This is a genomic window from Methylobacterium sp. WL120, from assembly GCF_008039465.1.
Lineage (GTDB): Bacteria > Pseudomonadota > Alphaproteobacteria > Rhizobiales > Beijerinckiaceae > Methylobacterium > Methylobacterium cerastii.
In genome coordinates, this window is sequence record NZ_VRUT01000018.1 from 25,173 (window position 1) to 46,000 (window position 20,828).

19 protein-coding genes are annotated in these 20,828 nt (G+C 71.2%); 11 read left to right on the top strand and 8 right to left on the bottom strand.

Annotation, left to right across the window (positions count from 1 at the left end):
- The first annotated feature begins 145 nt into the window (after window positions 1-145).
- On the top strand, window positions 146-1,489 hold the full coding sequence (gltX, locus tag FV229_RS05925; protein ID WP_147751069.1) for a glutamate--tRNA ligase: 1,344 nt from the start codon (window positions 146-148) through the stop codon (window positions 1,487-1,489).
- Window positions 1,490-1,491: 2 nt separating this feature from the next.
- Here the strand turns inward: gltX and FV229_RS05930 are convergent, their stop codons facing one another.
- The 3 genes from FV229_RS05930 to FV229_RS05940 are packed head-to-tail and all read right to left on the bottom strand — an operon-like array spanning window position 1,492 to window position 4,547.
- The gene (locus FV229_RS05930) at window positions 1,492-1,833 is read right to left on the bottom strand and encodes a DUF1491 family protein (RefSeq protein WP_147751070.1); all 342 of its coding nucleotides are present in this window, start codon (window positions 1,831-1,833) and stop codon (window positions 1,492-1,494) included.
- A 56-nt stretch (window positions 1,834-1,889) separates the two neighbouring features.
- Window positions 1,890-2,618, bottom strand: coding sequence for a peptidoglycan-binding domain-containing protein (locus FV229_RS05935; RefSeq protein ID WP_147751089.1), 729 nt, complete (start codon window positions 2,616-2,618; stop codon window positions 1,890-1,892).
- 33 nt (window positions 2,619-2,651) lie between these two features.
- The gene (locus FV229_RS05940; RefSeq protein ID WP_147751071.1) at window positions 2,652-4,547 is read right to left on the bottom strand and encodes a PAS domain-containing sensor histidine kinase; all 1,896 of its coding nucleotides are present in this window, start codon (window positions 4,545-4,547) and stop codon (window positions 2,652-2,654) included.
- Between the two features lie 321 nt (window positions 4,548-4,868).
- On the opposite strand from FV229_RS05940, the gene FV229_RS05945 reads away from it, so the two are divergent.
- Window positions 4,869-5,219 carry a hypothetical protein gene (locus FV229_RS05945; protein ID WP_147751072.1) on the top strand — a complete coding sequence of 117 codons (351 nt, stop codon included), beginning with the start codon at window positions 4,869-4,871 and terminating at the stop codon, window positions 5,217-5,219.
- Between the two features lie 102 nt (window positions 5,220-5,321).
- On the opposite strand, the gene FV229_RS05950 is transcribed toward FV229_RS05945, so the two are convergent.
- The gene (locus tag FV229_RS05950) at window positions 5,322-6,443 is read right to left on the bottom strand and encodes a DUF2336 domain-containing protein (protein WP_147751073.1); all 1,122 of its coding nucleotides are present in this window, start codon (window positions 6,441-6,443) and stop codon (window positions 5,322-5,324) included.
- Between the two features lie 146 nt (window positions 6,444-6,589).
- Window positions 6,590-7,609: an aldo/keto reductase gene (locus FV229_RS05955; RefSeq protein ID WP_147751074.1), complete on the bottom strand. Its 1,020-nt coding sequence runs from the start codon at window positions 7,607-7,609 to the stop codon at window positions 6,590-6,592.
- A 197-nt stretch (window positions 7,610-7,806) separates the two neighbouring features.
- Between FV229_RS05955 and FV229_RS05960 the strand changes: the two genes are divergently transcribed.
- From FV229_RS05960 to FV229_RS05975, 4 genes are all read left to right on the top strand, one after another.
- Entirely contained in the window at window positions 7,807-8,700 is an 894-nt protein-coding gene (locus FV229_RS05960) for a protein-methionine-sulfoxide reductase heme-binding subunit MsrQ (protein WP_147751075.1), read from the top strand.
- A gap of 76 nt (window positions 8,701-8,776) precedes the next feature.
- The gene (locus FV229_RS05965) at window positions 8,777-9,097 is read left to right on the top strand and encodes a hypothetical protein (RefSeq protein ID WP_147751076.1); all 321 of its coding nucleotides are present in this window, start codon (window positions 8,777-8,779) and stop codon (window positions 9,095-9,097) included.
- Between the two features lie 42 nt (window positions 9,098-9,139).
- Window positions 9,140-9,703, top strand: a complete 564-nt coding sequence (locus tag FV229_RS05970) for a Uma2 family endonuclease (protein WP_147751077.1) — start codon at window positions 9,140-9,142, stop codon at window positions 9,701-9,703.
- A gap of 66 nt (window positions 9,704-9,769) precedes the next feature.
- A complete protein-coding gene (locus FV229_RS05975) occupies window positions 9,770-10,783 on the top strand; it encodes an adenosine kinase (RefSeq protein ID WP_147751078.1) in 1,014 nt (337 codons plus the stop codon).
- A 4-nt stretch (window positions 10,784-10,787) separates the two neighbouring features.
- Here the strand turns inward: FV229_RS05975 and FV229_RS05980 are convergent, their stop codons facing one another.
- The 3 genes from FV229_RS05980 to ubiG are packed head-to-tail and all read right to left on the bottom strand — an operon-like array spanning window position 10,788 to window position 13,210.
- Window positions 10,788-11,762, bottom strand: a complete 975-nt coding sequence (locus FV229_RS05980; RefSeq protein ID WP_147751079.1) for an NADPH:quinone oxidoreductase family protein — start codon at window positions 11,760-11,762, stop codon at window positions 10,788-10,790.
- A 59-nt stretch (window positions 11,763-11,821) separates the two neighbouring features.
- Entirely contained in the window at window positions 11,822-12,382 is a 561-nt protein-coding gene (locus tag FV229_RS05985) for a YbhB/YbcL family Raf kinase inhibitor-like protein (protein WP_147751080.1), read from the bottom strand.
- 51 nt (window positions 12,383-12,433) lie between these two features.
- Entirely contained in the window at window positions 12,434-13,210 is a 777-nt protein-coding gene (gene ubiG / locus FV229_RS05990) for a bifunctional 2-polyprenyl-6-hydroxyphenol methylase/3-demethylubiquinol 3-O-methyltransferase UbiG (protein ID WP_147751081.1), read from the bottom strand.
- A 265-nt stretch (window positions 13,211-13,475) separates the two neighbouring features.
- Between ubiG and FV229_RS05995 the strand changes: the two genes are divergently transcribed.
- The 5 genes from FV229_RS05995 to FV229_RS06015 form a co-directional block, all read left to right on the top strand.
- Window positions 13,476-14,711, top strand: a complete 1,236-nt coding sequence (locus FV229_RS05995; protein ID WP_147751082.1) for an aspartate kinase — start codon at window positions 13,476-13,478, stop codon at window positions 14,709-14,711.
- Window positions 14,712-14,796: 85 nt separating this feature from the next.
- Window positions 14,797-17,061 (top strand): phosphoenolpyruvate--protein phosphotransferase, encoded by a 2,265-nt coding sequence (ptsP, locus tag FV229_RS06000; protein ID WP_147751083.1) that lies wholly within the window; start codon window positions 14,797-14,799, stop codon window positions 17,059-17,061.
- Window positions 17,062-17,121: 60 nt separating this feature from the next.
- The gene (gene prfA, locus FV229_RS06005) at window positions 17,122-18,207 is read left to right on the top strand and encodes a peptide chain release factor 1 (RefSeq protein WP_147751084.1); all 1,086 of its coding nucleotides are present in this window, start codon (window positions 17,122-17,124) and stop codon (window positions 18,205-18,207) included.
- A 196-nt stretch (window positions 18,208-18,403) separates the two neighbouring features.
- On the top strand, window positions 18,404-19,294 hold the full coding sequence (gene prmC, locus FV229_RS06010; RefSeq protein ID WP_246688070.1) for a peptide chain release factor N(5)-glutamine methyltransferase: 891 nt from the start codon (window positions 18,404-18,406) through the stop codon (window positions 19,292-19,294).
- A gap of 441 nt (window positions 19,295-19,735) precedes the next feature.
- A partial coding sequence (locus FV229_RS06015; RefSeq protein ID WP_147751085.1) for a DUF4167 domain-containing protein occupies window positions 19,736-20,828 on the top strand: 1,093 nt, incomplete at its 3' end.

Consider the following 20,828-nt stretch of genomic DNA (forward strand, 5'->3'; position numbering starts at 1 on the left):
GGCGCCCCATCCAAGGAACGCCGGGTTCCGGCTGCCTGGAAGCGTCGCCGACCGCGCAATCCGTCGCCACGTGTTTCCGCCGTCTACGCGCGACATCCCGGTCGGGCTGTGGCGGAGAGGGGCAATTGGAGGTTAAGACGCCGCCATGGCTCCTCTTGTCCGCTTCGCGCCGTCGCCCACCGGCTTCCTCCACATCGGCAACGCGCGGCCCGCGCTGCTGAACGCGCTCTTCGCCCTCGCGAACGGCGGTCGCTTCCTGCTGCGGCTCGACGACACCGACCGCGAACGCTCGACCGAGGCCTTCGCCGAGGCGATCGAGACGGACCTCGCCTGGCTCGGCATCGTGCCGGACCTGCGCGCCCGCCAATCGGACCGGACGGCGGTGTACGACGCCGCCGCCGACAAGCTGAAGGCGCTCGGCCGGCTCTATCCTTGCTACGAGACGCCGGAGGAGCTGGAGCGGCGGCGCAAGCGCCAGCTCGGCCGCGGCCTACCCCCGATCTACGATCGCGCGGCGCTCGCGCTGAGCGACAACGAGCGCGCCGCCATGGAGGCGGAAGGCCGCATCCCGCATTGGCGCTTCAAGCTCGAGCCGCGGGCGGTCGCCTGGGACGACCTCGTCCGCGGCACGGCGCACGTCGATTGCGCCTCGCTCTCCGACCCCGTGCTGGTGCGCGCCGACGGCAGCTACCTCTACACGCTGCCCTCGGTGGTCGACGACGCCGACCTCGGCGTCACCCACGTGATCCGTGGCGAGGACCACGTCACCAACACCGGCGTACAGGTGCAGATCTTCGAGGCGCTGGGGGCTGCGCTTCCGGTCTTCGGCCACCACAACCTTCTGACGACTGCGGACGGCGAGGGGCTGTCGAAGCGCCTCGGCCACCTGTCGCTGCGGTCGCTGCGCGAGGCGGGCTACGAGCCGGCCGCCGTGCGCTCGCTCGCCGTGCTCACCGGCTCGGCCGAGGCTGTGCGCGCGGTCGCGACGATGGACGCGCTCGCCGAGCTCGTGAACCTCGCCCACATCTCCCGGGCGCCGGCCAAGTTCGATCCGCACGAACTCGACGGGCTCAACGCTCGCATCCTCCACGAGATGCCGTTCGCGGACGCCGCCGAGCGCCTGGACGCGCTCGGCATCCCGGCGGCCGTCGCCGAACCTTTGTGGCTGGCGGCGCGGGCGAATCTCCACCGGATCGCCGAGATTCGCGACTGGTGGCAGGTGGTGGTCGGGCCGGTCGCGCCGGTGATCGCGGACGCCGTCGTGACCGACGCGGCGTTGGCGACGCTGCCGCCCGAGCCCTACGGCCCCGAGACCTGGAAGGCCTGGACCACCGCGATCCGCGAGCGGACCGGCGCCAAGGGCAAAGCCCTCTTCATGCCGCTGCGCCTGGCGCTCACCGGCCTGGAGCACGGGCCGGACCTGGCTGCCCTGCTGCCGCTGATCGAGCGCGATCGTGCGGCGCGGCGACTCGCGGGCGAGGCGGCCTGAGGCTATTCGGCGAGATCGAGGAGGTGCCGGCCTTCGCGGTCGTCGACCTCGATGATCCACAGGTCGGGATCGAAGCGGATCTCCTTGGTCAGGCGCTCCTCGGCATCGAGCGGCGTGCCCTCGGTGACCATCGCCACGAAACGGCGGCCGCCGGAATCCTCGCCCTCGAACAAAGCCTGCGGCGCCGGCCCGTAGAGGTCGGCGCGTCCGTCGAGGCGATCGACCTTGACGAAGATCGCGCCCGCCTCCGCCGCCCCGCGCCGCCGCTGAACCGCGGAGATGCCCTCGACGGCGAGGCGCCTCAGGTGGGCCGAGACCCAGAAATCGGAGCGCAGGCGCGGCATGGGACCTCCCAGTGCGGATGCGCGCCGGGCATGCGCCGCGCCGGACCGCGATGCAATCAGGCCGGGGGCAGGGCAGCGCGAGCGGCGAGCTCGCGCAGGGTCCGGCCGGCGGGTTCGCCCTTTACCGGCAGCTTGCGGTCGCGCTCGAACTTTTCGATCGCCGCGCGGGTGGTGGCGCCCATCAGCCCGTCGGCCTTGAGCGGCCCGTAGCCGAGCTTCGTCAGAGCCTTTTGCGCCTGCATCACCGAGGGCTGCGGTTTCGGTGATGCGGCGGCCGCCTTCGGCGTGACCGAGGCGGTGGTCTCGCCGGACCGGATCAGGTCGGCGATCGCATCCCGGTTCGCAGGCTTGGCGGATTCGGCGGTCTTGGCCGGCGGCCGTGACGGCTCGGCGGGCCGCGCGGCTTCGGCCGCCATGTCCGGCGAAGCCTTCGGGACCGGGTCCTTCCGTACCGCGTCTTGGCGAAGCGCGTCTTGGCGAAGCGCGTCTTGGCGAATCGCGATCTTCGGCAGGATCGGCGCCGGGTGGCGGCCGGTCTGGTAGCCCAGCGCGTTCATCGAGACCATCACCACGGCGCCGAGCGCGACCACCCCGCCGAACAGCGTACCGGGGTTGCGCCGGCACATGCGCAAGGTCCCGCTGGCCACGGCCCCGAGCATCACCCGCCATTCCGAGGCGTCGGCATCGGTGATGGCTGCGCGAGGTGGTGTCGGGTGGCGGGCGGCCTTGGCCGGGCGTGCGCTGCGGGCCTCGCCGGCGACGGTGATCTCGCGATGGTCGCGCATCTCGGACATTCTGTCTCCCCGTTGCGTTTCGGATCAGCCGGCGCGGCGCAGGCGCGCGGCTTCGTCGGGCTCCCGCACCACCGTCGGCCCGCTGTCGAACAGGCCGAGCGGCAGGCGAACGACGGCGCCGGTGGCTGGCGCATTGCGGGTCGTGCGCACCCGGGCGGTCAGCGGCGCGGTGCCGAGCGCGCTTTCGGGCTGGCGGCAGGCCTTCGGCAGGCTGACGGTGACGGCCGTCCCCGCATCCGGCGCGCTCTCGATCGTCATGGCGCCGCCGTGCAGGCCGACGAGACCCTGCACCACGGACAGGCCGAGGCCGGTACCCTCGTGGGTGCGCTTGTAGCCGCCGGTCCCCGCCTGGAAGAACGGCGTGCCGAGCCGCGGCAGGTCGGCTTCCCGGATGCCGATGCCGGTATCCGAGACGACGAGGTCGAGGCCGGTCTCGGTCCTGCGCAGCGCCACCTCGATGCGGCCGCCGGCGGGCGTGAACTTCACCGCGTTCGAAATCAGGTTGATCAGCACCTGCCGGCAGGCACGCGAATCCGCGGTGATCTCGATAGAGCCGTGCGCGGGCGTCGGCACAAGGACGATTCCGGCCTCGTCGGCCTTGAGCTTCATCAAGTCGCAGCAGCTGCGCACGAGAGCTGCCGCGTCCACCGTCTCCGGCGCGTAATCGAAGTTGCCGCTCTGGATCCGGCTCATGTCGAGCAGGGTGTTGACGACGCTGAGCAGGTGCTGCCCCGAGGCGCCGATGATGCCGGCATATTCCCGCGCCCGCTCGGGCCCGAGCACCATCGCGCCTTCGCCGGCCAGCACCTCGGAGAAGCCGATGATGGCGTTCAGGGGCGTGCGCAGCTCGTGGGTGACGTTGGCCAGGAACCGGCTCTTCACCTCGTCGGCGCGCTCCGCCTCGGCACGCGCCCGCTCCAGTTCCTCGGCATGGCGGCGATGCTCGGTCACGTCCCGGGTCACGGCGACGACGCCGACCGGGCCGGACGGACCCTGCGCGATCCGGTGCGCCCGCATCTCGACATGGATCAGCCGTGCGCCGTCCTGCCGCCGCGCGGTCGGGTCGACGTTGAGGCGCAGCTGCACCGTCGCGGGCTTGCCCAACGCCGCGACGTCGCTGATCGCCTGCAGGAAGGCGGGGCGGTCGGCGACGTGGACGCGCTCCAGCAGGCCGTGGCCGCGCAGGCGCAGGGCGTCGGTGCCGACGAGGGTCTCGGCCGAGGCCGACGCCTCGATCACCCGGCCGTTGGCGTCGTGCCAGGTGACCAGGTCGTCGATCGCGGCGAGCAGCATCCGGTCCCGGGCCTCGTTGTCGCGCATGCGCTTGCGCCATTGGCCCTCGTTGCGCATCTGCTCCAACACCTGCGCGGCGACGTGGCCGATGGCGGTGATGGCGAAGACCGGTAACGCCACGGTGGCCGAGAGCGCGACCGTCGGGCTGGTGACGATCCAAGAGCCGGCGAGCGCGACGCCGAGCACGCCGAGCATCGCCAGCAGGGACGCGGCGACGGTCGCCCGCTTCGAGCCGGAGACCACCGCTTCGAGCGGGATCGCCACGAGCCAGACGGTCGCGGCCGACTGCACGCCGCCGGTGAGCCCGGCGAGGCAGACGATCAGCCCGGTGAGGCCGGCGGAGGAGACCGCGTGAGCGACCCAGAGCGAGCCGGTGCGCGAGAGCAGGACGGCGGCGAGGACCGGTAGGAACAGGCTGGCGATGGCGAGGACTTCGATGCCCGAGGGCACGCCGCGCCACAGCAGGTAGGGCGGCAGCCCAGCCATCATCACCGCGCCGGTGGCGAGGCGCGAGACCAGGAAGCGCTCGTGGCGGAAGCGCACGGCCGCGTCCTCGATCGCGGATTCATGCACGAAGCTCGCGAGGCGGGCGTCGAGCAGCGCGGGCAGCCGGTGTTGAATACGCAAGACAGATACGCGCAACGCACAAGACCCAAGACCCGGGGCAGCCAACACCGCGGCATCCCAGGAAATACTCGGCCTTCGCGCCCCCCGGTTCGGTGACGAACGACTAGGAGCCGACCGTCGCAGACCGGGCTTAAACGAGTGTTGCGCGCCGGCTTCCGATCACCCGGATGCTTTCCACAACGTAACCGTGACTGTGCGCCGTCGTCCCGAATGCGGTTCGTTCACCATCGACGCCGATTTCCGCGCTCAGTTGACGGCGGGTTCAGGAAGTCGGCGCCACCCTCGGCCAGTCCAACCCGTCCGCCGTCCGGATCACCGTCCATGTCGTTCCTGTTGCGAGCCGCCCTGGTGATCGGCGCGTTGTCCTATTTCGCGGCGACGCGCGACCAGCCCTCGACGTCCGCGATCGGACCCGCAGCGACGGCGACGGCGACGGCGACGGCGGCCGTGCGCGATCCGGCTGCGACGGTCCTGGCGACGGGATCGACGGTGCTCGCGACGGTCGGGTCCGCCTCGGTGGCCTGGAGCGCACTGCCGGCGGAGTCCCGCCAGCGTTTGGCGCAGGATGCCATGGCCGAGCTCGGCAGGCACGTCGGCACGGCAAGCGTCTCGCGCGACACCCTGGCGGACGCCGACCGCAAGGCCGCCTGGCGCGGCGCGGAGGGGCACTGACGACGCGGCGCGGACTGAGCTGCGACGCGCGAAGCCGGCTCTAACGGCGGCAGCCCATCAGCAAGCGAAAGGCCCGGCTCGTCACCGACATCCGGGCGGGCTTCAAGACGACTTGCGCGCTCGTCCCGGCAGGGTCGTGCGGGCGGCAGGCCGTTCGACGGCACTTGCCCTGACCTTGCCCGTGTCCGGCGCATGGTGCGGCTGGTGCGCGTCGGCCGTGGCGGTGCGCTCGCGCAGCGGCCGGTCGAGGATCGCCGAGAGCAGGTCGCGGGCGGCCGGGCGATCGGTGGTGCGGAACAGGCGGACAAGTTCGAACACCCGCTCGGCCGAGCGCGACACCGCCTCGTCGAGGGTCAGGAAGACGTAGACCGCCTCCTCCTCGTGCAGGTCGGCGGCGCGCAGGCATAGGGTGAGCAGGTCGTAGCGCGAGCCCGGGTCCGGCGCGGCGCGCAAGAAGTTCGCCGGCAGCCCCAGGCCGTCGGACAGCGCGGCGATGAAGCCGGGCACGTCGTGGGCGGCGGACAGTCCGAGCAGCATCGCGCCGAGGTCGCGTGGTGGGGGCGGGCAGGGGCGAAGCGCCGCCGTGGCGGCGATGGCCTCGCGGATCGCATCGCGCCGGATCGGGTCGGCATGCAGGTAGAGCGGCGCGAGGTCGTCGGCCGCGAGGTCCGGGCGCGCCAGAAGCAGGCCGGCGAGGTCCGGGTCGGCGCGGCCGCGGCCCACGAGGTGGCGGGCGCTGTCGCTGCGCAGGGTGATCGCGAGGTTCCCGGCCAGCGCCCGGTCGATCGCCGGATCGCCGCGCTGCGCCAACTCGGCGACGACTGCGCGGGGCAGGCCGGGCCGCCCGGCCATCGCCGAGCCGAGGTCGGCGCCGTCGAGGAGCGCCGCGTCGATCAGGGCCGGCGAGAGCGTGACGGCTGTCTCCAGGACGATGTCGCGGACGCGGCCGCCGCGGGCGGCGAGGGTGGCCAGAACGGATTGCGGCGTGTCGGCGAAGGGCGCGAGCTTCTCCGCGATGATCGCCGCCGTCTCCTCGTCGACGGTCGGGATAAGCCCGCCGGCGAGGGATGCGAAGGACTCGATGTCCGACTTGTCGCGGTTGGCCGCCTGCACGAACAGATCGGTCTGGACCCGCAGGATGACGGGCTTCAGGTCGAGATGCGCGATGCGCGACAGTTCGATCAGCCCGGACAGGTCGGGCGCGACCTCGACGGATGGGGGCATGGCACTTCGGATACGCAGGAACTGCAACGACCATCACGCTAGGGCCTTTTGCGTGAATCGATCTTTAATCCTCCTTCCCGACGGCCGTGTCGTCCTGCGCCAATCTTGCCTGCGCCAATATTGGACCCGATCGATCGATACGTGCCTCAGGCCTTGGTCCCGCTCACCGTGACGCGGCCCTCGACCGGGTAGGCCGGATCGTTGTAGCCGGGCGTCGAGGGATGGCCGGTCACGACGAGGCCGTCGACCAGGGCCTCGTCCTCGGGGGTGAAGGCGTAGTCGAGCCCGCCGAGGTAGTCGGTCCACTGCGCCAGCGTGCGCGGACCCGCGATGACCGCTGTCACCGCGCGGTTGTTCATCACCCAGCCGAAGGCGAACTGGCCGGCGGTGATGCCGCGGGCCTCGGCATGGTCCTTCAGGGTGCGGGCGATGCGTAGCGATTCCGGGCGCCATTCCGTCTGCATCATCCGCGTGTCCTGGCGGCCGGCGCGGGTGTCGGCCGGGGGCGGGGCGTCGGGATCGTACTTTCCGGTCAACACGCCGCGGGCGAGCGGCGAGTACGGCACCACCCCGAGGCCGAAATGCGCGCAGGCCGGCAGGTGCTCGGTCTCGGGCATGCGGTTCAAGGCGTTGTAATAGGGCTGGCTCACCACCGGCCGGTCGATGCCGTAGGCGTCGCACAGGCGGCAGATCTCGGCGATGCGCCAGGAGCGGTGGTTCGAGACGCCGAAATGCCGGATCTTGCCCTGGCGGACCAGGGTCTCCATCGCCCGCACGGTCTCGTCGAGCGGCGTCGCGTGATCCTCCCGGTGGAGGTAGTAGATGTCGATGAAGTCGGTGCCGAGCCGGCGCAGGCTCTCGTCGGCGGCGCGGAGCACGTGGACGCGCGACAGGCCGCGGTCGTTGGGTCCGTCGCCCATCGGGTTGGCCACCTTGGTGGCCAGCACCCAGGCATGCCGGTCGGCGGCGATCGCCCGGCCGGTGATCTCCTCCGAGACGCCGGCGTTGTAGACGTCGGCCGTGTCGATGAAGTTCACGCCCGCCTCGCGGGCGCTGGCGACGATGCGCGCGGAATCGGCCTCGTCGGTGGCGCCGCCGAACATCATCGTGCCGAGGCAGATCGGCGAGACCTTGAGGCCGGAGCGGCCAAGCGTGCGGTAATCCATCGGATGCGATCCTGCGTCGTTGGGTTGCGGGGCTATCTCGGCCGCGCTCCGGTGCGGTCAACCGTCTTCGCGCGTTCGAAACCGAAAACGGCCCGCATCCGTAACCGTGGGGCGAACCCAGCGAATGGATCGCGAGCGTTCCCCGCTGGCCGTTCCGGGCCGCGAACCGTCACCGACAGCCGATACGAAGAGCCGCCATGTCCGACGCCCGGTCCCACGCCCTGCCGCTGCCCTGGCTCGACCGCGCCGGGCGCCTTTCGCTCCTGAAGCTCGCGGCGTTCCTGCTCGCCGTCGCGCCGGCCTGCTACCTCGCGGGCGCCTACGCGACGAACACTCTCGGGCCCAAGCCGATCACGGCACTGATCCACGGCACCGGCGAGTGGACCATCCGCTTCCTGCTGGCCTCCCTTGCGGTCACGCCGCTGCGACGGGTGGCGAACTGGCCGAAGCTGATCAACGTCCGCCGCCTTATCGGGGTCACCACCCTGGCCTACGCGCTGGCGCACCTGACGCTCTACGTGGTCGACCAGAACTTCGACCTCGCCAAGGTCGTGTCCGAGATCGCACTGCGGTTCTACCTGACGATCGGCTTCGTCGCGCTCCTCGGCCTGATCGCGCTCGGCGCCACCTCGACCGATGCTGCGATCCGGCGGATGGGAAAGAACTGGACGCGGCTGCACAAGGCGGCCTACGCGATCGGCATTCTCGGCCTGCTGCACTACTTCCTGCAATCGAAGATCGACGTTTCAGACCCGGTGTTCTGGACCGGGCTCTTCGTGCTGCTGATGGGCTGGCGCCTGATGCAACGCGTCCGCCTGCCGATGCGGCCGTGGTCGCTGGCGCTGCTGGCGGTCGCCGCCGGCCTCGCGACGGCGGGGATCGAGGCGGCGTGGTACGGGATCAAGAGCGGCATCCCGGCCGACCTCGTGCTCGGCGCCAACCTCGACTTCTCCGACGTGATCCGCCCCGCCTGGTGGGTGCTCGCCATCGGCCTGCTGCTGCCGGTGGTCGCCCTGGTTCGCGGGATGCCGGCTGCGCGCAAGCCCGCGCCGCGGGCGGAGCGGCCGCACCGCGTCCAGCCGGCCGGATGACCGCCTTGCTCCCGGAGGCACGCGGACGCACAACCCGGCCGGCCCCGACGCGGGCCGAACGGAGCTCGACCTGTCCATGCGCGGTTTCCTGAGCCGATCCCTGTTCGCCCTGGCGCTCGTCGCGCCCAGGGCGGCACTCGCGGCCTGCCCCCTGCCGGAGCCGCCGCCGGCCTCGGCCAAGCCGGAGAAGCCGGCCCTGCCGGCAAAGCCCGCCTGCCTCGATGCCAAGGGCGGATGCCCCGGCTGGGAGGCCTACAGCTACAACGACGCGATCAAGGCCTACAACCTCCAGCTCCAGGCCTTTCGGCCTCTGGCCGAAGGCTACCTGCAGAAGCTCAACGCCTACGTGAAGGCGAGTGCCGACTACGCGCAGTGCGAAGTCAAGTCGATGCAGTAGCCGCCGCTTCGCGACGGCGTCGCCGACTGCTAGGATCGGCCGATGAGCGCTCAGCCCAAGCTTCGGCCCGATCCGGGAATGACCGTGGATCAGTTCCTGACCTGGGCCGAGGATCGACGTGGCCGCTACGAAATCCTGAACGGCGAAGTCTTCGCCATCTCGCCGCAGCGCGCACGGCATGCCCGCGCCAAATCTAGGATCTTCGTAGCCTTGCACGCCGCGGTTCGTGCCGGCGGCCTCCCGTGCGAGGTGTTTCCGGACGGCATGACCGTGCGGATCGATCCGACCACTGCTTTCGAGCCGGACGCCCTCGTCGTGTGCGGCTCCCGGATGGATGCCGACGCGGTCGAGGTGAACGATCCGTTGATCGTCGTCGAGGTGATCTCGCCGAGCACCAAGGCGATCGACACCGGCGTCAAGTTCGCCGGGTACTTCAGCCTCGCCAGCGTGATGCACTACCTGATCGTCGATCCCGTCAAACGCCTCGTCATCCATCACCGCCGTGGCGCCGAGGTGATCGAGTCGCGGATCGCGGCCGACAGCGTGCTCCGGCTCGATCCGCTCGGCCTCGACGTGCCGGTCGCCGAGATGTTCGCCGACGCCTGAGCCGCCTCGCTTGACCCGTTCGGACGCCGGTGCGAGAGCGCGGGCAGATTTCGAAGGGACGACCGAATGACCGCTCAGCTCGACCTCCTGGTGCTCGGCAACGCCATCGTCGACGTCATCGCCCGCACAGACGAGGGCTTCCTCGCAGACCAGGGCGTGCCGAAGGGCGCGATGGCGCTCATCGACGAGCCGCGCGCCGAGGCGTTGTTTTCCGCGATGGGGCCGGCGACGATCGTGTCGGGCGGGTCGGGCGCCAACACGGCGGTCGGCGCCGCGCTGCTCGGCGCCAAGACTGGCTTCGTCGGCAAGGTCCGCGACGACGAGCTCGGCCGCCTGTTCAGCCACGACCTGAAGGCGACCGGCGTCGCCTTCGGCGTGCCGGCCGCGACCGACGGCCCCGCCACCGCCCGCTGCTTCGTGCTGGTGACGCCGGACGGCGAACGCACGATGAACACCTATCTCGGCGCATGCCAGGGCCTGTCGCCCGCCGACCTCGACGAGGCGGTCGTCGAGAGCGCCCGCGTCGTCTACCTCGAAGGCTACCTCTGGGACCCGCCGGCCGCCAAGGACGCGTTCCGCAAGGCGGTGTCGATCGCGCACGGTGCCGGCAATGCGGTGGCGCTCACCCTCTCGGACGCGTTCTGCGTCGGCCGCTACCGCGACGAATTCCTCGGCCTGATCCGAGACGGCAGCGTCGACATCCTGTTCGCCAACATCGGCGAGCTGCAGAGCCTGTACCAGACCGACGACCCGGACGCGGCGCTCAAGGCCTTGCGCGACGAACGCGACGGCCGCGGCAAGCACCTCCTCGGCCTCGTCACGCGCTCGTCCGAGGGCGCGATGGTGGTGAAGGGCGGCGAGATCCGCTCGGTCGAGGCGTCGCCGGTGCGCGAGGTCGTGGACACCACCGGCGCCGGCGACCTCTTCGCCGCCGGCTTCCTGGCCGGGCACGCCCGCGGCCTCGACTACGTCACCGCGGCCCGCCTCGGCGCGCTGGCGGCGGCGGAGGTGATCCAGCACATCGGCGCCCGGCCGCAGGGCGACCTCGTGGCGCTCGCCAAGGCGCAGGGCCTGATCTGAGGCGTCAGGGCCGCAGCAGCACCTTGCCCACCGCCTCGCGGCGGCTGAGGATGCCGAGGGCCGCGGCGTAGTCTTCGAGGGGGTAGGCGCCGTGCACCCGCGCGGTCAGCCGACCCTCGGCGACCCAGGCCAGCATCTGGCGCTGGTTTTCGCGGTGCACCTCCGGCTCGCGCTCGGTGAACACGCCCCAGTGGACGCCCATCACGTCGAGTTCCTTGAGCAGCATGATGTTGAGCGGCAGGCGCGGGATCTCGCCGGCGGCGAAGCCGACGACGAGGAGGCGCCCGCGCCAGGTCAGCGCGCGGAAGGCCGGCTCCGAGAACGCGTCGCCGACAGCGTCGTAGACCACGTCGACGCCCTTGCCCCCGGTCGCCTCCTTGAGGGCGTCACGCAAGGTCGCCGGGTCGTAGACGAGGCCGATCTCGGCCCCGTGCTCGCGCGCGACCGCGAGCTTGTCCTCCGACGAGGCGCAGGCGATGACGCGGGCGCCGAGCAGCGCCCCGAGTTCCACCGCCGCGAGGCCGACGCCGCCCGAGGCGCCGAGCACCGCGAGCCATTCGCCCGGCCGGACCTTCGCGCGGTTGCGCAGGGCATGCAGCGAGGTGCCGTAGGTGATCGTCAGGCCCGCCGCCTGCTCGTCGCTCACGCCGTCTGGCACGGGGGTCAGCAGGCGCACCGGGACGGTCACCCGTTCGCGGCAGGTGCCGTACTTGGCGTGCACGATCACCCGGTCGCCGACCCGCACGCCCTCCGCGCCGGGGCCGAGCGCCTCGACCACGCCGCAGGCTTCGCCGCCGGGCGAGAACGGCAGCTCCGGCTTCACCTGGTAGCGCCCGGCGATGATCAGCGTGTCGAAGAAGTTGAGCGCGGCGACCGAGACCCGCACCAGCGCCTCGCCGGGGCCGGGCACGGGATCGGGCAACGTCTCGATCGACAGGTCGTCCGGTCCGCCGAGCCGGGTGCAGAGGAGAGCCTTCATCGCGCGCGTTCCGTTGGTTTGGTCATCCGCCCTCGATCGATCGAGGCCGGCTATGCGCCTCAGCGCCGCTCGTAGGTCCCGGTGAGCGAGCCCTTTGCCAGGACGTGGCCCCGCATCGCGTCGACCAGGGCGCCGCGGCCTGGGGAGGGCGACAGGTCGAGGCGACGGTCGAGGGCGTAGACCTGGAACAGGTAGCGGTGCGCACCGTGACCGCTCGGCGGGTCCGGCGGCAGCCAGCCGGCCTTGAGGAAGCTGTTCTTGCCCAGATCCACGGGCGCATCCGCGGTCAACGCGCCCTCGGCGAGATCCGACATTACCGGCGCTAGGTTCCACGCGATCAGATGCACCAGCGGATGCGGCGTCGGGCTGTCGGCATCCTCCGCCAGGATCACGACGGCGGCCGTGCCGGCCGGAAGGTTGCTCCAGGCAAGCGGCGGCGAGGTTCCGTCACCGTCCGCAGTGAAACGGGCCGGCAGAGCCGCGCCGTCGGCGAAGTCTGGGCTCGTCAACGCGATCGTCGCCGGAGCGTCGGGAAATTCGGTGTGAAAGACGGCCTTCTCGAGCCCGGCCTTGAGGCCGGACAGGGCATGGCCCACGGCGGCGGGTATCTTCTCGAGCATCGCGTCTCCTTCGGGGACCGCCCGGTGGTGGCAGGGTTGGGCAGGGGCGCCCTAAGCCGGCTTCTCGGCCGCCAGCATGTAGTTCACCGCCGTGTCGCGGCCCACCCGCCATCCGTCCGTGAGCGGGTTGTAGACGACGCCCGTCGTGTCGGTCACGGACAGGTCGCCGCCCCGGAGCGCAGCCGTCAGCTCGGACGGCGTCACGAACTTCTGCCAGTCGTGCGTGCCCTTCGGCAGCCAGCCGAGGACGTATTCGGCACCGACGATCGCGAGCGCGAAGGAGCGCATCGTCCGGTTCAGCGTCGCGGCGAAGAGCAGGCCGCCCGGCTTCACCGCCGAGGCCGCGGTGCGGACGAAGGCCGGCATGTCGGAGACGTGCTCGATCACCTCCATGATCAGCACCACGTCGAAGGTCCGGCCCGCGGCGGCCACCGACTCGATGGTCTCGGCCCGGTAATCCACGGGCACGCCCTCGGCCTCCGCATGGCGGCGGGCGGCGGCGATGTTCTGCACGGCCGGGTCGAGGCCGGTGACGTCGGCGCCGAGGCGCGCCAGCGGCTCGGACAGCACGCCGCCGCCGCAGCCGACGTCGACCACCGAGAGGCCGTCCAGCGCGAAGGGCGTCTCAGCCGAGCGCCCGTAATGGCGGCAGACCGTGTCGCGAATGTAGGCGAGGCGGACGGGATTGAAGCGGTGCAGCACCCGCATCGGCCCGCGCGGGTCCCACCACGTCGCCGCCAGCGCGTCGAACCGGGCGATTTCGGCCGGGTTCACCGACCCGGTGCGCGCGTGCGCGGCGCCGCCCGCGGCGGTCTCGTCGATGCTCATCCGCTCTCCTTGAGGGTCCGTACCAGGCAGTTGGAAACACGCGCCGGCCCGACCGGTTCGCACGGGCGGCCGAACTTCGCAGCGGAACGCGGCAGCGGAATCGGCGGCGTGTTGACAGGTCCCGACCCCGCTTGTACCCGCCGGACGCCGGTGCGGTACAGCGATCGGCGCGGTCGCTCGGAAATCCCCGCGGGCCGTCCTACACGCCCGGTCCCGATGCGCCCGGATCGGCCGATCGACGAAGTTTGAGAAACGCGGACGCTCCATGCCCCGTCTGGTGATGAAATTCGGCGGCACCTCGGTCGCCAACGTCGAGCGCATCCGCAACGTGGCCGCCCACGTCGCCCGCGAGGTCGCGGCCGGCTACGAGGTCGCGGTCGTGGTATCGGCGATGTCGGGCAAAACCAACGAGCTCGTCGGCTGGGTCAAGGACGCCGACGGCGACTACGACGCCGCCGAGTACGACGCCGTCGTCGCATCGGGCGAGCAGGTCACCTCCGGCCTGCTGGCGATCGCGCTGCGCAAGGCCGGCATCGCGGCCCGTTCCTGGCAAGGCTGGCAGATCCCGATCCAGACCTCGGACGCGCACGGCTCGGCCCGCATCGAGGAGATCGACGGCGCACGGCTCGACGCCGGCTTCAAGCGCGGCGAGGTTGCGGTGATCGCCGGCTTCCAGGGCATCCATTCCGAGACCGGCCGGATCACGACTTTGGGCCGTGGCGGGTCGGACACCAGCGCGGTCGCGATCGCCGCCGCGATCGGCGCGGAGCGCTGCGACATCTACACCGACGTGGACGGGGTCTACACCACCGACCCGCGCGTCGTGCCGAAGGCGAGGCGCATGGAGCGCGTCACCTTCGAGGAGATGCTGGAGATGGCCTCCCTCGGCGCCAAGGTGCTGCAGGTCCGCTCCGTCGAGCTCGCCATGGTGCACCGGGTGCCGACCACGGTCCGCTCCTCCTTCGATCCGCCGGACGCCGCGCGCCCCGGCACCCTCATCTGCGACGAGGAAACCGACGTGGAACAGCAGATCATCACCGGGATCGCCTTCGCGCGGGACGAGGCGCAGATCACGCTTCGCCGCGTCAAGGACAGCCCCGGCGTCGCCGCCGCGATCTTCGGGCCGCTCGCCGACGCCAACATCAACGTCGACATGATCATCCAGACCGTGTCGGGCGACCAGTCCACCACCGACATGACCTTCACCGTGCCGGCGGCCGACTACGACCGCGCCCGCACAGTGCTCGATCGGGCGCACGACACGATCGGCTTCGCCCAGATCGAAGGCGCCACCGACGTGGTGAAGGTGTCGGCGATCGGCGTCGGAATGCGCAGCCATGCCGGCGTCGCGGCCAAGGCGTTCCGGGCGCTTGCCGACAAGGGCATCAACATCCGCGCCATCACCACCTCCGAGATCAAGTTCTCCGTGCTGATCGACGCGGCCTATACCGAGCTTGCCGTCCGCACGCTCCACTCGCTATACGGCCTGGATCAAGCTTGAGGCTTGCAGGCCCGTCCGACGGGTTCGACCTGAGGTTGCCCGGCGCCGACGTTCGGCGCCGCGCTGACAGGGGATTGACCAGACGATGCCCGCTGCGCCCGGAGGCCCGCGCCTGCTGCTGCGCCGCCTTCGCGAAGCCATGGCGGAGCCGGTCAGCCCCCAGGCGCGCCTGGACCGCATCGTCGTGGTCATCGCCGCCAACGTCATCGCCGAGGTCTGCTCGGTCTACGTCCTGCGCGACGACAACACGCTCGAGCTGTTCGCGACGGAAGGCCTCAACCGCGAGGCGGTCCACCTCACGCGGATGCGCGCCGACGAGGGCCTCGTCGGCCTGATCGCGCAGACGGCCGAGCCGCTTTCGCTCTCCGACGCGCAGACCCACCCGGCCTTCTCCTACCGCCCCGAGACGGGGGAGGAGGCGTATCACGCCTTCCTCGGCGTGCCGTTGCTGAGGGCCGGCAACACGCTCGGCGTGCTCACCGTCCAGAACAAGACCTACCGCGTCTATTCCGACGAGGAGATCGAGGCGCTCCAGACCACCGCCATGGTGCTCTCGGAGATGATCGCGTCCGGCGAGTTGCAGGGGCTGGCGCCCGACGCCGGCACCGCCGCGCGCCGCGCGGTCAGCGCCCGCGGCGTCGTGCTCGCCGACGGCATCGGCCTCGGCCACGTCGTGCTGCACGAGCCGCGTATCGTCGTGAAGACACTGATCGCCGAGAACGTCGAGGCCGAGATCACCCGGCTCGAAGCCGCGATCGAGGCGGTGCGCTCGGCGATCGACGCCCTGGTCGAGCGCGGCGACAAGATCGGCACCGGCGAATCGCGAGAAGTGCTGGAGACGGTGCGCATGTTCGCCCACGACAAGGGCTGGCTGCGCCGGATGCGCGAGGCGGTGGTCTCCGGCCTCACCGCGGAGGCCGCGGTCGAGCGGGTCCAGTCGGACAACCGCGCGCGGATGATGCGCCAGAGCGACCCGTACCTGCGCGACCGCCTGCACGACCTCGACGACCTCGCCAACCGCCTGCTGCGCCGCCTCACCGGCCAGGAGGGCGCGGGCTCAGGCGCGTTCCTGCCCGACAACGCCATCCTGGTCGCCCGCTCGATGGGGCCGGCGGCGCTCCTCGACTACGACCCGTCGCGGTTGCGCGGCGTGGTGCTGGAGGAGGGCGGCCCGACCAGCCATATCGCGATCGTCGCGCGGGCTTTGGGCATCCCCGCCGTCGGCGAGGTCGAGAACGCGACGGCGCTCTGCGATTCTGGCGACGCGATCATCGTCGACGGCGTCTCGGGCGAGGTCCAGGTCCGCCCCGGACCCGAGATCGAGGCGGCCTATGCCGAGATGGTGCGCCTGCGCGCCAAGCGGCAGGAACAATATCGGGCGCTGCGCGACGTGCCCGCGATCACCCGCGACGGCATCCGCATCGGGCTCCACCTCAACGCCGGCCTCCTCGTCGACCTCGGGCACCTGAACGAAACCGGCGCCGAGGGCATCGGCCTGTTCCGCACCGAGCTGCAGTTCATGGTGGCGCAGCGGATGCCGTCGGCGGCCGAGCAGCAGGCGCTCTACGAGGCGGTGTTTTCCGCCACCGGCGACCGGCCGGTGACGATCCGGACGCTCGACATCGGCGGCGACAAGATCCTGCCGTACATGCCCAAGCTCGAGGAGGAAAACCCGGCGCTCGGCTGGCGCGCGATCCGCATCGGCCTCGACCGGCCGGCGCTGCTGCGGGTCCAGCTGCGGGCGCTGCTGCGGGCGGCGGCCGGGCGGCCGCTCAAGATCATGTTCCCGATGGTGGCCACCGTCGACGAGTTCGTGCGGGCCAAGGCTATCGTCGACCGCGAGAAGGCGCACCTGCGCCGCCACGGCCATCCGCTTCCGAGCGATTGCCGCCTCGGCGCCATGGTCGAGGTGCCCTCGCTGCTGTTCCAGATCGACGAAATCGCGAAGGTCGCCGACTTCCTGTCGGTCGGCTCGAACGACCTCATGCAGTTCCTGTTCGCGGTCGATCGCGAGAACCGCCGGGTCGCCGACCGGTTCGATCCGCTCTGCGCCGCCGCGATCCGCGCCTTCCGGCTGATCGCCGAGCGCGCCGACGCGGCCGGGTGCCCGGTGACGGTGTGCGGCGAGATCGGCGGCCGTCCGCTCGAAGCGATGGCGCTGATCGGGATGGGGTTCCGCGACCTCTCGATGTCGCCGGCCTCCATCGGCCCGATCAAGGCGATGGTGCTGAGCCTCGACGCGCGGGCGATCGCCGACGTGATCGACGCCGAGATGGCCCGCTCTCACGACGGCGCCTCGCTCCGCCCGGCGCTCGCCGCCTTCGCCAAGGCCCACGGCATCCCGGTCTGAGCGCACTACGCGTCAAAACCGGTCTCGTTTCCGTCAGCGTCCCAGAGTAGACCCCGGTCGATGATTCCCTTTCCCCCCGACCGCCTCGACGCCATCCTCGTGCGCCACGACATCGTCACCGGCACCCTCGCGGCTGGCGACGGAAGCTCGGAGAGCATCGTCCAGCTCTCCCGCGAGCTGTCGGACCTCGATCCCGTCGTCGCCGGCATCCATGCCTACCGTGCCGCCGCCGCCAACCTCGCCGAGGTCGAAGCGCTGATCGACGAGCCCGGCGGCGACCCGGAGATGCGGGCGCTCGCCGCCGCCGAGAAGCCCGACGCCGAGGACGCGCTGATCAAGGCGCATCGCGATCTGCAGCTGATGCTGCTGCCGAAGGATGCGGCCGACGAGAAGAGTGCGATCCTCGAAATCCGGGCCGGCACCGGCGGCGACGAGGCGGCGCTTTTCGCCGGCGACCTGTTCCGGATGTACGCGAAGTACGCCGACACCAAGGGCTGGAAGGTTGAGGTGATCTCCGAGAGCGAGGGCACGGTCGGCGGCTACCGCGAGGTCGTGGCGGAGGTGAAGGGGCGTGGCGTGTTCGCTCGCCTGAAGTTCGAGAGCGGCGCCCACCGCGTCCAGCGCGTGCCCGACACCGAGGCGCAGGGGCGGATCCACACCTCCGCCGCCACCGTGGCGGTGCTGCCCGAGGCCGAGGAGGTGGATATCGTCGTCAACGATTCCGACTTGAAGATCGACACCATGCGTTCACAGGGCGCCGGCGGTCAGCACGTCAACAAGACCGAATCGGCGATCCGCATCACCCACCTGCCGTCGGGGATCGTGATCTTCGTCCAGGAGGAGCGCTCCCAGCACAAGAACCGCGCCCGCGCGATGTCGCTGCTGCGCGCCAAGCTCTACGACGCCGAGCGTACCGCCAAGGATGCCGTCCGCGCCGCCGACCGCAAGTCGCAGGTCGGCACCGGCGACCGCTCCGAGCGCATCCGCACCTACAACTTCCCGCAAGGCCGGGTCACCGACCACCGCATCAACCTCACCCTGTACAAGCTGGAGGAGATGCTCGCCGGCACCGCGCTGGACGAACTCGTCGACGCCCTGGTCACCGAGCACCAAGCCGAGCTGCTGGCCGCCGAAGGCATGTCGTGAGCCCGTACCGCGTAAGGCTGGCCGCAGCGCGGCTCCCTCTCCCATGGGGAGAGGGGTGGGGTGAGGGGCGTGACCTCTCCGGACGGCTCTCATCCCTCACCCTGTCCCTCTCCCGCCCGGGAAAGGGGACCCGCGCCATGCTCGGACAGCGTGCCGCTGTTGCATCCGCTGAATTGCGGGCCTCGGCGAAGCAGCGGTGAGCGCCGCAGCGATCGTGCATCCCGCCGACAGCCGCAGCGATGCGCTTCGGCGTCTCGCCAGCACCTTCGTAGCCGAGGGTGTGCCCGAGGGCGACGCCCGCTTCCTGATGCTCGGCGTGCTCGATCTTCGCGCGATCGACCTCGCGCTGCACGGGCAACGTGTACTCGGGCCGGGAGAAGCGAATAGGCTGGAGGTCGCAGCACAGCGCCGCCTGTCCGGCGAGCCCGTGGCTCGCATCCTCGGGGCGTGGGAGTTCTGGGGCTTGCCGTTCCGCCTGTCGCCGGAGACGCTGGTGCCACGGCCGGACACCGAAACCCTGGTCGAGGCGACGCTCGCCTCGATCCCCGACCACGCAGCGCCGGTCCGCATCCTCGATCTCGGCACCGGCAGCGGCTGCATCCTCGTCGCCTTGCTGAGCGCGCTGCCGAACGCCACCGGGATCGGGCTGGACCGGTCGTGGGGCGCCCTGAGGACGGCGCGCGCGAACGCGCGCGACAACGGCGTCGCCGAGCGCGCCGGCTTCGTCGCCGGCGATTGGTGCGATGCCCTCGGCGCCCCGTTCGACCGCGTGGTCTCGAACCCACCCTACATCGCGAGTCCCGTAATCGCCGGGCTCGACCGCGAGGTGCGCGAGCACGACCCCCTCACGGCCCTCGACGGCGGCGATGACGGCCTCGGCGCCTATCGACGGATCGTTGGGGCGGTGTCTCGGGGCCTGCTGGCGTCGGGCGGCTCGCTCCATCTCGAAATCGGCTACGATCAGGCCGAGGCCGTGACCGACTTGGGGGCGACGGCCGGCCTTCGACCGGGCGGCATCATGCGCGATCTCGCCGGGCACGCACGGGTCGCATCGTTCACCTCGAACGCCGCAGCGGTGTCCGCGTAGCGGATTCGCGGCAACGATCCTGCGAAAGGCGACGAACTCCCCATCACGTTTTTGCAGGAACGGCCCGTGCGACTTGCGGTTCGTGGACGATCCGTTAAGAGTACCGATCGTAGGTTCGGCATGGGTCATCCTTCGCGGGATGCCGGCCGAGCGCTCCACCGCCGATCAGACGCAGGCTCGGGTTCGAGCAGCGGCGCGGCGGTTTTCGAACCTGACAATCGACACGCGTCTTGGACGCAAGCGTAGGCCCCGAGGGATCGGGACAGACGGCTGGTAGGCGAGCGGTTCGTGGATCAAGTCCGATGATCCCTCCGCGGGCGCCGGCGAGGACCCGCCTGGCGGCGCCTCGGGAGCCCGGCCCCACAGCCCGAACCCCAGACCAGACGCGCTCGCAGTAACGAGGGTCATCTGAGACCGATGAGACCAAACCAGAACCGACGGGTGCGTGGCCGGAACCGGCCGAAGGGCCCGAATCCGTTGACGCGGTCCTACGAATCCAACGGTCCCGACGTCAAAGTCCGCGGCACCGCCCAGCATATCGCCGACAAGTACGCGCAGCTCGCGCGCGACGCGCAGGCGGCGGGCGACCCGGTGGCGGCGGAAAACTATTTCCAGCACGGCGAGCACTATTTCCGGATCATCTCCGGCGCCCAGGAGCAGGGCCGCCCGCAGGCTGGCGCCGGCTACGCCTCCCGCGCCTACGACGACGACATGGAAGACGGTGACGACGAGCAGGGCGGCGAGGCCAACGGCCAGGGCTATGCCGGCTACGCCGCCGAGTACGGCGATCCCGGCCAGCAGCCGCAGCCCTACGACAACCGCGGCGAGGGCGGCCAGCAGGACGGGCGCCAGGATCGCAACCAGAACGATCGCGGTCAGAACGACCGGTTCGGCCAGAACCAGAACCGCGGCGACCGGCAGGAGCGCCGCGACCGCTTCCAGAACAACCGCAACGACCGGCCGCGCTTCGACAACGGCGCCCGCTTCGACAACCAGCGCCCGGACGGCAACCGTCAGGACGGCAATCGGCAGGATCAGCCGCGCCAGGATAACGGCCAGCGCTCCGACTACGACCGTCAGGACGCGCCCCGGCAGACCTTCAATCGCCAGGAGAACGGGCGGCAAGAGAACGGGCGGCAGGAGTATCCGCGCCAGGAGAACCGGCAAGAGAATCGCCAGGAGAACCGGGCCGAGTTCACCCGCCGGGACCAGCCGCGCGAGGACGTGTCTCGGCAGGACATCGCGCGACAGGACCCGTCGCGCCAGGAGCAGCCCCGCACCGACGCGCCGCGCGACAGCCGCTACGAGAACGGACGCACGGAACAGCCGCGCCGCGAGTCGCGCCAGGACGTCCGCACCGAGGCACCCGTCCGCACCGAGGCGCCCGTGCGTGCCGAAGCGCCGGTGCGCCCGGACTCTCCGGCTCCCGCCCGTCGCGAGCGCCGCCGCGAGGAGCCGCGCGCCGTCGCCGAGGATGCGGCCGGCCTGCCGGCCTTCCTGATGACGCCGCCGCGGCTTCCGGCCGCCTCGGAGG